This is a genomic window from Streptococcus mitis, from assembly GCF_946190375.1.
Lineage (GTDB): Bacteria > Bacillota > Bacilli > Lactobacillales > Streptococcaceae > Streptococcus > Streptococcus mitis_CJ.
This window is the reverse complement of record NZ_CAMIAF010000021.1, coordinates 1-15,156: the sequence shown is the minus strand read 5'-3', so window position 1 is coordinate 15,156 and position 15,156 is coordinate 1. Positions and strand designations below refer to the sequence as shown.

The 15,156-nt window shown below is 31.0% G+C and carries 11 protein-coding genes and 1 pseudogene; 4 read left to right on the top strand and 8 right to left on the bottom strand.

Annotation, left to right across the window (positions count from 1 at the left end; all coding sequences use genetic code 11):
* Positions 1-253 precede the first annotated feature (253 nt).
* Both N8M09_RS09425 and N8M09_RS09420 read right to left on the bottom strand, forming a co-directional pair.
* On the bottom strand, positions 254-424 hold the full coding sequence (locus N8M09_RS09425) for a hypothetical protein (RefSeq protein WP_119943697.1): 171 nt from the start codon (positions 422-424) through the stop codon (positions 254-256).
* A 12-nt stretch (positions 425-436) separates the two neighbouring features.
* Positions 437-1,078: pseudogene (locus N8M09_RS09420) on the bottom strand (ATP-binding cassette domain-containing protein).
* Between the two features lie 334 nt (positions 1,079-1,412).
* On the opposite strand from N8M09_RS09420, the gene N8M09_RS09415 reads away from it, so the two are divergent.
* Positions 1,413-2,267 carry a helix-turn-helix domain-containing protein gene (locus N8M09_RS09415; RefSeq protein ID WP_261064991.1) on the top strand — a complete coding sequence of 285 codons (855 nt, stop codon included), beginning with the start codon at positions 1,413-1,415 and terminating at the stop codon, positions 2,265-2,267.
* Between the two features lie 44 nt (positions 2,268-2,311).
* Here the strand turns inward: N8M09_RS09415 and N8M09_RS09410 are convergent, their stop codons facing one another.
* The 3 genes from N8M09_RS09410 to N8M09_RS09400 are packed head-to-tail and all read right to left on the bottom strand — an operon-like array spanning position 2,312 to position 4,898.
* A complete protein-coding gene (locus tag N8M09_RS09410; protein WP_261064990.1) occupies positions 2,312-4,177 on the bottom strand; it encodes an SAG1250 family conjugative relaxase in 1,866 nt (621 codons plus the stop codon).
* Positions 4,164-4,529, bottom strand: coding sequence for a plasmid mobilization relaxosome protein MobC (gene mobC, locus N8M09_RS09405; protein WP_000263039.1), 366 nt, complete (start codon positions 4,527-4,529; stop codon positions 4,164-4,166). Before mobC ends, N8M09_RS09410 begins: the two co-directional genes overlap by 14 nt.
* 9 nt (positions 4,530-4,538) lie before the next feature.
* Positions 4,539-4,898: an SAG1252 family conjugative relaxosome accessory protein gene (locus N8M09_RS09400; protein ID WP_049524364.1), complete on the bottom strand. Its 360-nt coding sequence runs from the start codon at positions 4,896-4,898 to the stop codon at positions 4,539-4,541.
* A 456-nt stretch (positions 4,899-5,354) separates the two neighbouring features.
* On the opposite strand from N8M09_RS09400, the gene N8M09_RS09395 reads away from it, so the two are divergent.
* Positions 5,355-6,182: an ATP-binding protein gene (locus N8M09_RS09395; RefSeq protein ID WP_261064989.1), complete on the top strand. Its 828-nt coding sequence runs from the start codon at positions 5,355-5,357 to the stop codon at positions 6,180-6,182.
* A 334-nt stretch (positions 6,183-6,516) separates the two neighbouring features.
* Here N8M09_RS09395 and N8M09_RS09390 read toward each other — a convergent pair whose 3' ends face one another.
* Positions 6,517-8,331 (bottom strand): UvrD-helicase domain-containing protein, encoded by a 1,815-nt coding sequence (locus tag N8M09_RS09390; protein WP_261064988.1) that lies wholly within the window; start codon positions 8,329-8,331, stop codon positions 6,517-6,519.
* Positions 8,318-10,417 carry an AAA family ATPase gene (locus N8M09_RS09385; RefSeq protein ID WP_261049428.1) on the bottom strand — a complete coding sequence of 700 codons (2,100 nt, stop codon included), beginning with the start codon at positions 10,415-10,417 and terminating at the stop codon, positions 8,318-8,320. Before N8M09_RS09385 ends, N8M09_RS09390 begins: the two co-directional genes overlap by 14 nt.
* 667 nt (positions 10,418-11,084) lie before the next feature.
* On the opposite strand from N8M09_RS09385, the gene N8M09_RS09380 reads away from it, so the two are divergent.
* Positions 11,085-13,331 (top strand): hypothetical protein, encoded by a 2,247-nt coding sequence (locus N8M09_RS09380; RefSeq protein ID WP_261064987.1) that lies wholly within the window; start codon positions 11,085-11,087, stop codon positions 13,329-13,331.
* Here N8M09_RS09380 and N8M09_RS09375 read toward each other — a convergent pair.
* The gene (locus tag N8M09_RS09375; RefSeq protein ID WP_261064986.1) at positions 13,317-14,579 is read right to left on the bottom strand and encodes a PLP-dependent aminotransferase family protein; all 1,263 of its coding nucleotides are present in this window, start codon (positions 14,577-14,579) and stop codon (positions 13,317-13,319) included. The two genes, N8M09_RS09380 and N8M09_RS09375, sit on opposite strands and share 15 nt — an antisense overlap.
* A gap of 89 nt (positions 14,580-14,668) precedes the next feature.
* On the opposite strand from N8M09_RS09375, the gene N8M09_RS09370 reads away from it, so the two are divergent.
* The coding region (locus N8M09_RS09370; protein WP_261064985.1) for a site-specific integrase at positions 14,669-15,156 on the top strand (488 nt) is incomplete at its 3' end.

Genomic DNA, 15,156 nt, shown 5'->3' with positions numbered 1-15,156 from the left:
TACGATTGGGGATTTTTATGTTGAGTTCAAAAGTTGGAAAATTACTTACTCGCCCCTTTTTTGCCCCTTCTTGAACAAAAAGAAAAACCGCTACTCCTAAGAATAGCGGTTTAATCATGTTTTTAAGCTACTAATGTAGTTGCTCTATTATTTAAGTGTTATGAATAACTTCAATATCTTTAAAGCTTTTTGTTAGATTTATAATTTCAACTATAGCCATCTCTACTCCTTAGTTTACAGCAAAAAATTATGCTTAATTTTTATTGTTTTTGTAAGAAATCAGTGAACCCAATACTATTCCATTCAACAAACCTAAAGAAATACCATATTCAACTGGAAAATCTAAAAAAATAGCAAACACTATTCCAATCATCACCCCTAGTAAGGCTGCTGTTGAAATTACATATTCATTTTCTTTCTTCATTTTCTGTACACCTCATTTCCTTTTTGTATATAAGCTGTAGTACTCTCCACCAAGAGCCATTAAGTACTTATGATTTCCTGACTCAACAATCTTACCACCTTTCATTACAAAAATAATATTCGCATTCTTAATCGTTGACAATCTATGAGCTACAATTATTTGAGTACAGCCCTGACTTTTTATATACTTTGTTATTCTTTCCTCATTAATAGTGTCTAATGTACTAGTTGCTTCATCTAAAATTACAATACTAAGATTATTTATTAATGCACGTGCCAGTGCTATCCATTGTCTTTGACCACCTAAAATATTTGAACCCATCTCTGAGATGATAGTATTAAATTTCATCGGCATAGCTATGATTTCATCATAGATTTGAACTGCTTTACAAACTTCCTCTATCTTTTGTGAAGTAACTTCGTGCTTTAAAGTTATATTATCAAGAATACTTCTGTTCAATAAAAATGAATCCTGTGGAACTACTCCTAAATTTTGACTTAATATTTTTTTATCTATTTGATTAATATTTACACCATCAAATAAAACTTTTCCTGTATCAATCTTATATAATTCTGATGGTATTTTTTATAACGTACTTTTTCCTGACCCCGGTTGACCGACTAGTGCAATTCTCTGTCCTGACTCAATAGTCAAATTTAAATTTTCTATTACAGGAGCTGAGTCTTTGGAATAAGAGAAAGATAGGTCCTTAATATCTATTCTACTTCAAACGTTTCTAAACTATACTCCGGAAAATAATTTAACCAATACATCGTGTCCTCCAACCAGTACTAGGTCTTTAGATGATATCTAAAGACTTAGGTGTACACCTAAACATTTTATCCACCGACAATAATAATATCCATAACCAACAATAAAATTAGGGAATTTTTTAAAATTTTCTTCATATTTAGACTTCCTTTCATTTTTTATTTATTGTACAATAAATAAGAATCAATTACTTTTTTGTTGGGAAAACGGGAAAATTATGAAATCAAAACTTGGTATAACACTCAGAAAAATTCGAAAAGGAAAGAAAATAAGTTTATCTTCAATTGCTGATAGTAATTTATCTAAATCTCAAATCTCTAGATTTGAACGTGGAGAATCAGAAATATCTTGTATTAGGCTTATCAATGTTTTAGACAAGTTGCACGTTACCCTAGATGAGTTTCTTATTTTACACGATGATGACTACACTAATAGTGAATCATTTGCTAACCTAGTTCAATATATTTGTAAACAATACTCATCACAAAGTATTGATAATATAGCGTGCCTACTATCTGACACTACAAATTACACTCTAGATCCTTTAGAGAAAACTATGGTAAAATCCATTCTGCACACAATGGATTCGAGGATCATTCCATCAGATGAAGAACTACTTCAACTGACAGACTATCTTTTTAAAGTCGAAAAATGGGGTTACTATGAGATTATTATATTTGGTAACTGTGCACGAACAATTAACTACAATTCCTACTTCTTATTGACAAAGGAATTGTTAAAGAATTATATCTACTCTTCTCTGAATAAAACCAATAAACGAATGGTCACTCAACTTGCTATAAATTGTTTAATTCTTAGTATAGATGAGGAAAAATTTTCTAATTGCTCCTATTTAATTAGTAAGATAAAGACATTGTTGGATAATGAACTAAACTTTTATGAACAAACAGTTTTTCTCTATGCAACTGGTTACTTTGAATTTAAACGTTGCCAATCAACCAGTGGAATTGAAAAAATGAAACAAGCCATACAAGTCTTCGATATTTTAGGAGAAGATAAGTTAAAATTACACTATACTGACCATTTTAATAAACTAGTAAACAAAAAATAAATGAAATTATTCTCTATCTTTTAACGAATTAGTCGTAAATAATATTATTCTAGTAAGGCATTCTCGTGAAATTTTAGAACTGTAAATTTATTGGTATTAATAATTTTCACAAACAAATCCAATCTTCTAGCTATCTCCTCATATTTATTAATTTCATTACCAAGTTCCTGTTGTAATTTTAAAATATCTGTATTGAGTCGATCTAACATTATTGATTCCGTCATGTTCATTTGGGCAAAATCATACTTAGCTAATTTTCTAGTCTCATGATCTTCACTCTTCAAATTGATAAGGACTTCCGCCATCTTGTTTAAGGTGGCGATTTTTTCTTGGGTTTCTTCTAGCTGCATATCAATCTCTGCAATTTCTAATACAAGCTCATCTTTGATTTCTTGGTATTGTTTGTTCGTGTTAGATAGTTCAATCATAAGATTAATTTCAGAAATCTTCTCTTGAAGACTTTTTAAAGTTAGTCGTCTATAGGGGAGTTTTTGGCTATCGTTGCTCAATTGTCTGATTAAGGTCCTACCCTTGATGAAACAATTATTATCCATGTTTTCTTTATTATAGACAAAGTAAGAAGACGTTTCTCGAATGTAGACTTTATATTTTTTATGATTGTCTTCCTCAAAAATATCTAGCTGGTAGTTAGGAATAAAGATGAGTCCACTCTGTTTGATACCAAACGAAACCTGGATATAGACACCATCATCAACCAACTTCTCTATCTGATTATCCGTAAGTTCAATCTCAAACTCATGGATAGCATCTCGTTTTTCCTTGTATTTCTTGAAGGCTTCCTCGATTTCTTCAGCGGAGACTTTCTCCTTATGCTGCTCCTCTCGAAAAGTCTGAAAATCTTCCTGAAGATTTTCTAATGCTTGAATATCTCTAACTTCTCTATCTTCAAAATAACGATTAAAAAATTGAACATCGTACAATTTCTTATCTCTAATTTTTTTATGACTCAGGCTTATCTTTTTGCCATCTTCTTCTAGGGTAAACATCACATTTTTCTGTTTTAACTCGATGGTTAGATTCAACTCTTTAGCCTTTACATGCAATTCTTCTAATGAATAAACAGACTTTAGTAAAAATTTTAAACGACTTTCAATCTCTTGTTTGGCAAAATATGTTTTAAAAAAGTCTTCATCATATAAATCTCGTTTACTAAGTTGGCGACCTCGAATTGGTTTTACCATCGTTCTATCTGTCATCAAAAAATGGCTATGCTTTTGACTAAAATCAATCTGAACATGCAACTGCTTTGCTTTCTCTAAAAAATCATCAAATGATTTAGATTGCTGAAGCAAAAAATAAAGGCGTTGTTTCAATTCAAATTTATGACTAGATTCCTTATATTTTTTATAATCTCGATAGGAATAACGTTTCTCAATAATTTTTGCACCAGCCATTTTAGAAATACGGTCTGAAATCATACGGAGGTTTCTTTCCAAGGCATAGTTCCATATCAACTTTTTATCTGAATTGCGGTCAATAGCGTTGATTAGGATGTGATTATGAACATGATCTTTGTCTGTGTGAGTTGCTACGATAAACTTAAAACGACCTCCTGTCAATTCCATCATGGTCTCATAACCAATGCGGTTAATTTCTTCAGGTGTCAGATTATCTTCAGGAGAAAATGATTGGATGAGATGATGGGCATGAATAGTTTGTTGGTGTTTTTCTTGTCGGTCATCTCTGGACTCGTACAACTTGTCGTTATTAGTAAAGTTAACATTGTACATTTCTACCATTTCTGCATGGCTAGGAAAATCTAAGTAATTACTCATGCCAAAATCAGATACTAATTTTAGATTATCTGTTTTATCTGGATTGAGGATATATTTAATCAAACGCCTACGATATTTTTTTCCGTGCGTCGCAAAGTGTTTAGTAACTACCATGAAACTCCTTCAGTCTTTTCACCTCCACTTGAAATTCTTTGTCCACTTCCTTAATTAACTCTCCGACTCCTTTACTCAATTCTTGTAATTGATCCTGAGAAATCAGATGGCTTTGATTAATCGCACGCGCAATTTGATTTATGTTATTTCCAATCCGTCTCAATTCAAAAACTAACTGGTCATAAGTATCAGTGTTAATCGTGACAAATGACATATTGGGATTAAGTAAAACTTTTCTGGCATAGACTGAGAAATTTTGACAATTGCTCTTAGCAATCCGTTCATTCAATTGGTGTAATTCTGGATCAGTTAGAAATACTTTTTTGAGATTAGTACGATAGCGATAAACCATTACATCCTCCTAACCCATATATTTTTCACGGAACTCACGACTGAGTGGCTGCACTTGATTCACTTCTGCAATCAATTCTTGAACGCAAGTCAATAAGATTGAGACGTGCTCTTGAGTCACTTGATGATTTTCTCTTGCGATAACCAGAACTTCATACACATCTCGACTAATCTGTTCAAACTTTTGAGACTGCCAAAGGGAGAACCAACTTTCAAAAATTCTATCCTGATAATTCTTTTTCAATAAATTTTGACGAAGAAATTCTGAGAAACTATCCACTTTTTGTTCCCTCATCATTTCTTTTATCTGTTTTTCTTCTTGTCTCGTAATTCTAAATTGCTTTCGGATTGACTTAATTTCTTGTCCCATTCTGATATCCCTTCAACATTCTACTTGTCTGACAGTGTAAGTCTACCTCACATTGTCAGTACGCTTCCTAAAGACCTCACTTGCTTCTTGTTCGGTCTTTGCGAGCTCATATATTGTGTCCACAATATCCCAAAAATCATATCGCCAGCCTATCAAAACCTTCTAGTTTTGACAGCCAACGATAAGATAACTTGGTGACTTCGCCCCCAAACCCCCATAGAAAATCAAAAATTGATTTTCTATGAATGATATTAGGATAACAGGGAAGATTTGGAAAAGGTATCACAGCTAATATAGTTATGATTGACTTTCTCTGATTCTATGATAAAATTTCTGTAAACTAATATTTGGAGAAATAAAAATGCTGAGTCTAGATCAAATACATTTACTATTGAATACTCCCGAAGATGAGTTTCATGATTTTAAACAAAAATGGCATCATTCAAAAACTAATTGGTGCGTGATATCTTAAATTTTGTCAATACATCACATCACGAAGATTGTTATATCATCTTTGGAATTGATAATATCACTTTAGATATAATCGGTGTAAACAATGATGATAATAGAAGAAATGAAGAATATCTAACAGATTTACTACATAAACTCTTTATATCAACAAATAATCAAATTAAAATTAGCATACAAACTGAAACTATAGACAACAAAGAAATTGACATCTTAATTATTCATGATACAGATAAAGTTCCTGTATTTTTAACAAAAGATTATAAGCCTAAGAAAGATACTGTATTACCAAAAGGATTAATATATGCTAGAAATGGCTCTATAAATACTCCTAAATACTCCTTTGCTCCTTTTGAGTTAATAAATAAGTTGTTTCAAAAGTTTAATCATACCGACTTAAATATCAAAGAGCAGTATTTTCATGTTTTAAAAGATTATAAAAATTGGTTCTTCATTGAAAATGAAGACGGAAGATTTTTTATTTATAATCCTAATCCCGATTTTTATATTAAACTTACCGACGATGATGCAAATCGTGTCAAAACTATGCCTTATAGTTTAAATCAATACCAGACTAATATTGATTGGCAATTAGTACAACTTCGATATCGTCATCTTACAATTGACGAATGTATGGCTATGTATTTAGATCAAGGTAATTGTCTAGTCCCTTCCCCTGAAGTAGAAAGTTTTAAAATAGATTATCAGGAGACTATTTATTATCACTGTTTATACAAAAATACTTTAAAGTACCAATTGCTGAAAGTATTTTCTTCAATACCTGGTCTCGAAAAATATCCTTTAGATAGATTTTAAAATAATATAGTAATTTATGATGATAAAATAGAATTGGAAAAGACTCACAACTTAATAAAAAGTAATTTTTCAATAGAAGAGATAATGAAGCAAATAGTCGTTTCAAAAAAAGATTTGAATTTGTACTTTAAAAAGGCGAAACAAAAAATCCTGACTATAATAGTCAAGAAAATGAAAAAAACTTAACTGAACTAAACTTAATTAAGTTATTAAAAAGTTTTCAAAAAAGTATATCTTGATAATCTACTATCACATTTTCAACTATTCAAACATGCAATACAAGGCATAGGAATTAGTTTATTTAAAAAAACTAATTCCTATGCCTTAATCATTATTAATTAACAACATCAACTAAACTAGATTGAATCAGTAATGAATAGATTTCATTAATATTTCTATTGTTTTGCGACCTATTATTTCTCAATTTACAGTATGTAAAGATTAGGTAACTTTTTGCTCTTGAAAGTGCGACAAAGAAGGCACTCTTATCTTCTTCAGGTTGATGATTAAAATTCCAGAATGCAGAATCCTCTAAGCCTAGAAAATAGACCACCTCATATTCTAATCCTTTACTCTTATGGATAGTCATAATTGGAATTGAGTTTTCACCCTTGAAACTAGAGACTATATCTAGCCATTCACCTTGTGTTTGAGAATATTCTTTGTATAATAACTTTGAAAAGTTCTTGACAATGATATCTAGGTCACTTTTTCCATTGTATGTTGAAAAGTTGGAAATAATTCTTTTTTCATCTATTTTTTCAATAATACAATCAATTAATTTTAGCATACTTTCTTCATTGGGAATAACATTTGAAATTAGGTAAGTAATATCACTAACTATATTGTCAATCTCCTTATAGGATTTTGCTAAAATTAATTCATCAGTAAATTCATCTATTCCATTGATATTTCCATAAAAATTACTAATATTTTCCCAAATTAAAGGATCTCGTTTTCCTTGACTGCATGATATTAAATCTAATAATAGGTTACAAGTAGGGTCTTTTAAAAGCTCTTGATATTCATTTTCAATTCTTGCTTTAATCCCTTTACTGCTTAATGTAGTTATCAATTTTGAACTATAATCATCAACCTTCTGTTTTGCTAGGATACAAATTTCTGATGGTCGTATACCTCCTTGAATTTTTGATTCTATATCATTTGCAATTAACTCAGCTTCTAAACTTTCATTTTCAAATTCAAATAATGTTATTTCACCCTCTTGAAATTCTGGATAATTATTTGTCTGAATAGAACTGTGATTACTATTTAAAATCTGATGAACCTCTTTTTGAAATTCTACAAGTTTAGGTACAGAGCGGTGATTCATCAACAATTGATATTCATTTGAATTAAAGTCTAGAATATAGTCTGGAAAAATATCAGGATTTGCACCTGCCCATCTCATAATGGCTTGCTTATTATCTCCAACTGCTGTTAATTTACAAGACGAACCTAAAAAACAAGTTTTTAATAAATTATACTGGGCATATGTAGTATCCTGAAATTCATCTAGAAATACAAAATCGTATGTCATTTGAAGTGCTTTACGGATGTATTCGTTAGTAGCTATTATTTGAGTACTCAACTTTGTTATTTGTCTGTAAAAAAGGACTGGCTTATTACTCTGAGTACCTTTTAACAGATCATTTTTTATAATTGAATCATTATCACTCAAGGCAATACTTTCTGCAATTTCCTTAATGCTATTCATACTCATTCCAGTAGTATTTAATCCATTTCTATAAAGAACCTCTTTTATGACTTCCATTTCTTCAATCAAATAATCTTTCGACGGTCTTATCTCTCCAGGAAGAACATTTCTAAATTGGTCTAAAATCCTCTTTTCAAATGATGAATAAGTTAGAGAGGTAAATCGAGAAGCATATTCAGCACCATAACGTTTTTTCACTCTTTCTTTCAAATTTGATGCAGCATCCGTTTTGAAACTTAATGCTAGAATTTTTTTCGGAGAAACGCATTTATTTGTAGAGAATAAATAGTCTAACTTTTGAGCTAGTAATTCAGTTTTCCCCGCACCGGGTCCAGCAATGACTAAACAGTTAATCACATCTTTGACGGCTCCTAATGCAGTCTCTTCTAAAATGATATCTCCTTTAGGAAGCCACTCCTCACTCTTCACCATGTTCAATATCTCCAAGTAATTCTTCAGCACGGTTAACTATTTTTTCAAATACAGCGGGTAGATTTCTTGTTAATTCATCATCACTAATAGATGATAAAAATTGCATATGAGTTGTTGGCTTTCCTCTACCTAAAAAGAAATATTGATACCAAATCATTAATTCTTTCTCTTCTCTAGTAAAACTATCCCCTGGTCCACTCTTATCCTTTAAAGTAGCTATCTTTGCTTCTACTATACGTTTTTCGAGACCTTCAAACTGCAATTTATCAATACGATCCAAATCAGTTAATTTTACTTTTTTACAATTCCCGCCTGAATCAGCATATGAAATGACTGGTCCTTCTTTCGAAGATAACATACCCAGATAATATTTCCGATAATGTTGTAACATTAAGAAGTCAATATCAAGCGGTGCAGAAAAGAACACATTGAACTTTTCTAACATTTTAATCCACCCCTCAAGCAACTGATTATCAGGTCTATCAATCTTCCAGTCCTTTATTTTATCAATCTCATCATCATCTAGAACTCGTGATTTTTGAGATTCGGTTGTTACAGTAACAAGTTTTTCTTTAGCAACCCCATTTAGTATCAATTGTTTTATTGCATATTGAATTCTTCCCCAGCCACCTCCATATCTTTCGTTATCGAAATCTAATAAGGTAATATGAGGAATCCTGAGAGCGTTCAATAATTTCCAAAAATAATTAACATGCCTACCTCCTAAAGGAACTACTGAAATCTGAGAACTATCAATTTCCAGTCCAAGTAAATCAAAAAACTTTGGTAATAGCAGTTCCTCACTATCACCTTCACCCAGTACTACTAACTTTGCAAAATATAGTTCAGGATAGGCTTGAATTGCTCCCTTAATGTATTTATAAGATTCATCTATAGCTTGAGGTAGCTGTATATCAGAAACAATGGTTTGAAGAACTCTGTCATTATTTTCTATTCTTAAATACCTCAAATCTTCTGGGTCAATTCTTTTTACAATAGCTGGAGAATGTGACGTTAAAATTACTTGAGAGTTGTCATTATTGCCTAATTGCTTAAACCTTTTTATCAGTTTTCCAATGTGATGTGGAGCAATATGATTTTCTGGTTCTTCTATTGCTAAGATAGTTAGTACTGGTGGAATCAACTTAAATCTTGGATTATCAGGATTTTCTTCACGGTCTTTGGTAATTTCTAACTCAATATCAAGTATCGAATCAACAAGTGAAAAATAAAAAATAGATCTCAGTCCATCTCCTAGATCTGAAACTGTAAATGCTTCTTCAGTGGTTGTTGGTGAAAATTTTAAGGCAATCTGTCTAAGTGCTGCCGCCATCTCAGAAGAATTAATAATCAACTCTGCTTGAGAAAAACGGTTATCTTCATGATATAATTCCCATGATTTCTGAATCTCATTGTTGATCTGAGTTAATGCTCCATTTTCAGATAAAAAGGTGCTATTCAACTCATCAATTTTATCTGTAATTTCATTTATCTCATCTTCGGTCCAATTTATACTATTTACCAACCTACTTAACATACTACCTGAAGCATTACCCAACTCCTTCTCAGGCGTTCTTGAAGCAGGTACATAAAGTACCCTAATTTTATCCAAATCCTTTCTAGGAGCACGATGCCTGTCCTCATCTTTAATGATTTCTTCATCAGATGAAATATAATAGATTTGAGTATCAACACTTCCTTCAACTGTTCCATCATCTTCCCAGGAAGATTCTAATCTGATTCGTAAAAAAGGTTTTGCACCATCTTGAGAAACTGTAAAGTGTTCGAAAAACGATGGAATTGCTGGACTATAGAGAGTTCCATCAAGTTCATCAAACTCAAAAATAGTTTCTATAAAGAGGTTTCTAGTATTTTCTCCGGGCCTTGAACCTTTTGGAAGGTGAAAATCACTTTTTTTAATTATTCTATCATTTTGTTTGTCCGAAAACAGCTTACTCAATGCTTGTAATACAGTTGTTTTTCCCGAACTATTATTCCCAATCAGTACCGTTTGATTGTTTAATTCAATAATTTGACTTTCACCGAATGATCTAAAATTATTAATAATTACTTTTGTTAACTTCATTTCTTATCTCCATTACCTGAAACTAATTCACACAACCGTTCCTGTCCCACCTTCAACATCTCTTCCTCGATCTTACTCTATTACACAAAAAGGCATCATTGAAGAGTGACAGATGCTTAACCTTGATCTATTTTTGAAACATAGACACATCTTCTATGAATTCCTGGCAAATAGTGACTATAAATTCTGTTGAAATGGTACTTGTTTCGTTTTTTATAACAGCTAAGGGTTATTGCGTAAAATTTATACAATTCGAGCAAATCTGTTTTTGTCAGGCCATGTGTCTTTCGTAGAATTTTATATTGTTACCAATTATAGTATGCTACTTTTACTTGATAACACTATTATAACATTTAAAAATAAAAAAACATGTTCTAAATTAATAGAAAGTATAATTCTAAAATTAGAATTTTTCGTGATAATCCTATAAAATGCTACTTTTCTAATAAACTTGTACTTATTTCCTTCAAACTACACAATTCTCTAGTCGTTGTAAGTTTGTAATTGACTCCAAAGTATTCGATATAATTTCAAAACAGTGTTTTAATTTATAGTTGGCCAATATCATCTAATTTTAACTAAAAAAATCATTATACAAATCAAACAACTAAAAATGAATTTATGGTATACTAGTGATAATAAATTGTTATCAATAGGAGAGATTAAATTGCTTAAATATTTAGAGGAGTTATTAGCAAAATATCCCAATTTTTATCAAATTTTTACCCCCATAATTATATCGGTCATATTGTTCATATTCAAAATTCCACAGAAATTTGCACAACATTATCTGCAAAAGCATAAAAAACGTAAGGATATTTTCAAGAACAAACAGTACATACAGGATAATGTTTATTTAAAACGAGAAATGGAAATCCAAGAAATTCTTCAGGAACTCATAAAAGAACAGGAACTAACTATTGTATACGGTGCTCTAGGACGCGGTAAAACAATTACACTGAAAAAACTACATGATAGAGTCCTTGATAAAAAAGAAAAATGCATAAAATTTTCATTGTATATCGATTTAGAAAAGAAAAATTTAATTGATGAACTGGAGAAAATTACTGAAATAAAGATAGTCAGTCCACTTGATTTTTATAATTGGCTTAATAGTCTCCTTGGTCGTAAAAAATGTCTGATTATCCTAGATAATATTGCTCCGGCACAATACGCCAATATAATCAATTTTTTTCTAGATAATTATCATATTCAGTATAAGATTGTTGTAGGGCTAAATTATATTAATCCTAAGGAATCTTCTCAAATAGAAATAAAGAATTTTGATGCGAAACAAGTTGCTGAACTAGCAAAGCTACGTAGATTGGATATTGATGAAGACAATCTTTCAAGAGTATTTACCCTAACTCAAGGCATTCCTGTCTATGTAGACTATCTTTTCAAAACAAAACGCCGCCCGCTTAACTATGAACTCGTGGAGGTGATATCATCTCAATTAGCCATTTGCACTGCTAAAGAGAGAGACCTCTTGCAGTCAATCGCTTTGAATAAAATTCTATATCATGACTTTACCGAGGAACTATTCTCCACTTTTGATATTGGCCTAATAATGTCTTTGTCATCAAAAGGGTTGATTCAATTTGAAGAAACCACAAAGAATATTGAATTAAATCCGCTCATTGCTGAACAGTATCTCTCACACTTAAAGAATGAGTACGTGTACGTAAAATTACTGGATTATTATAAAATACATTGTCAGGAAAATTTTTTAGAATTATCACTACGACTGCCTATCGCAATAAAAAATGATTATTCAACCTTTATTCAAATATTAAAACAATTGTACAACAATGAAAAATATCAATATCTACTATATTTGGGTGAGATAATTTTACAAAACGGACCTCAAGCTTTTTTTGATTTTGATAAAATTATTAATGTTTTTTTTGACTGTTTTATTTCTTCTATATTAAAAATAGGAGATTACAACTACGCGAAAGATATTATCGATAAAATAAATGATTGCGATGTGTTTAATAACAACCTAATCTATAGAAATGTTCGAACCGAAGCGATATCTTATAAGATTAATTTCTGTGATCTCTTACATTTAACGAATTCCTTTCAAGATGCTATTGAAAATTTAGAATTATTACTGGCAACAAGTACCGTATCTTCTGCACAACAAGAGCGTTGTAACTATTTAATCTTGCATTGTAAGAGGCACATCGGTGAGGACTTAAGCCAAATATCTAAGAATTTTCGTAAACTTTCCAACAATAGTCAAGAAATCTATTATCAAATTCGTTCGCTATATTCAGCCTTTTCAATTGATATGTTTCAAGGAAAAAAACACCTGAAAAGAAAATTTGCAGAGTTGGAAAATAAAATAAATAGTTTACAGTCTGGTAACGAGATAGTATTATTCGCTCAACGTCATTATATTATTTTTTATCGTAAATGTTGTAATAACTTAGAAAAAGCAGAAAAACTCTTAATAGAAAATATTAAGAGTTTAGAGAATAGCAAATTAAGAATTTTATATGATTATTATTTTGAAGCTGGGGAATTATACCGTGAGAAGTTCTATTTCCAATCTTCTAAAAAGAATTATAAAGCGAGTTATGATTTCTATGATAAAGCTATTGCATTTTCAAAAAATGTTGGAGATACTAATTTATATCACAATGCAATGATTGGAAGGATATTATTGCAGGAGCAACATGCTAAAGTTACACAAAAAGATTTAAATTTTATTCATCGAGCCATTCAGACAGAGTCTTTATTGAATAAAGTGCAATTCCAATTAGCTTATTATTACCTAACACATGACTATGACATGCTTGATAAACTCTCTAAGTATGCTAGGCTGTTAGAGTATTATGATACTTCTAATATTGCCCAAAAATTATCGAAAAAACTGTCTTGTTTTATACCTTTAACTGTCATGTAAACTTTGCTTAAATTGGTTAACCTGTGCATCTGAAAAAGTATAGTTCAGAGTTCGTCTTGCTTTTACAAAGTTATCAACATGCTTAGTGATTTCATCGCTAGGCATATTATTTTTTATTGCCGTTAGTATCGTGGCTACAGTATCAATAATATCAATTTCCCAATTATAGCGTGCGATTTCTTGTAAACCAATCCTAATCCCAAAATCATTATAGATTTTCTTTTCTCGCTTTGTTACGGATATGCCATAATGGCAACATGCTTCAAAAAAGGCGTCTAATTCAATTTGATTAGGAAAAGAGAGCCAAATCTGGTGAGTTTCAGAATACCGTTCATCACCTACTAAGATAAAGCCATTCCTTTTTAACTTTTTAGAAAGGTCTTTGACCATTTCCCGAATATTTTGAGAATAGGCGTTGCCAAATTTTTCAAATTCAATCAAAGTTGTTATTAAACTGAGAATGTGATGAAAATGGGTATTTCTTAAGAAGTCAGGATTGATTGCTTCATATTTTTGAAGTAACGATGGATTATTTGTCAATATAAGACCACATGTCACCCCTGGAAGAGTTTTATGAGCAGCACCAAACATAATGAAATTATCATCGCTACTATTGAAATATTCAAAGGGATTTTTATTTTCTTTACCTGCAATCAAACCTAAGGTTTGGGTGGCATCGTACAATAATATACAGTCTTCAGGTAAGTCAATCTTTTCTAACTTAGGCTGGAATAATACATCAGAGAGACAAACTAATACCCCGTTAGCATTTTCCTCTATAAGAGCTTTATTTAATCGGTCGTAATCAAAATCTAACTTATCGTAATCATAAGGAATATATCTAGTAACTATCCCTAGTCTTCGACATATTTTCTTTATTGAGGTATGACCGCCATATTCATCACTTGTAATGTACACAGTGTCCCCTACTTCAAATAATGTCATTAGTAATGAGGTAACAGCATTAATCCCAGATAAAGTGCGTGCATCAGCATATTGTGCACTGTATAGTTCAAGGCATAGTTGATTTAGTAAACTATTAAATTCAAAAAGCTTATTACTCCCTAAAAAATTATTTTCTTGGTAGATCGAACTTGCTCCTAGAAGATATTTCTCTTGTAGTGATGAAGAGAGCATAATTTTAGAAAATGGTGATACAACATTCTCTGCTGCGCATAGAGGAAGTTGATTCTGGTATGTAAATACTGCATCATTGTACAGCTGTTCAAATTTCTGCAAGGTATCCATAAATTCTCCTATTGATAACAATTTATTATCACTATACAAAGCACTCAAATAGGTTTATAATAGCATGATTATTGATAAAGGAGATTTTTATGGATTATAAACTTATTTCTACTTACTTAGATTATTGCAAAACTCATAAGCGTTTGAGTTCACACACGATTCGCGCTTATAAGAATGATCTTATGCAATTTTATAACTCAGACTATGATAATGTCGAATCCTATATAGAACAGTTGACACGATCTAACATAAAAACGAATACATTAAGAAGAAAAATTGCTTGTATGAAGGTGTTTTATAACTATCTAAAATACCAGAACATAATTGAAGAGAACCCCTTCAATCAATTGCGTTTTCAATTTAGAACTGAAAAAATATTGCCTAAAACGATTCCGTATGACATTCTGAAAAGTATTTTTTTATATTTAGAGCAGAGAGTAGCTCTATCTAAAACTGATTATCAAAAACAACACGCTGAAAGAAATCTACTAATTATTTCACTTTTACTTTCAACAGGCATCAGAATTTCTGAACTTTGCCACATTCATCTCAAAGATATTAATCTTTCCAATAAGAC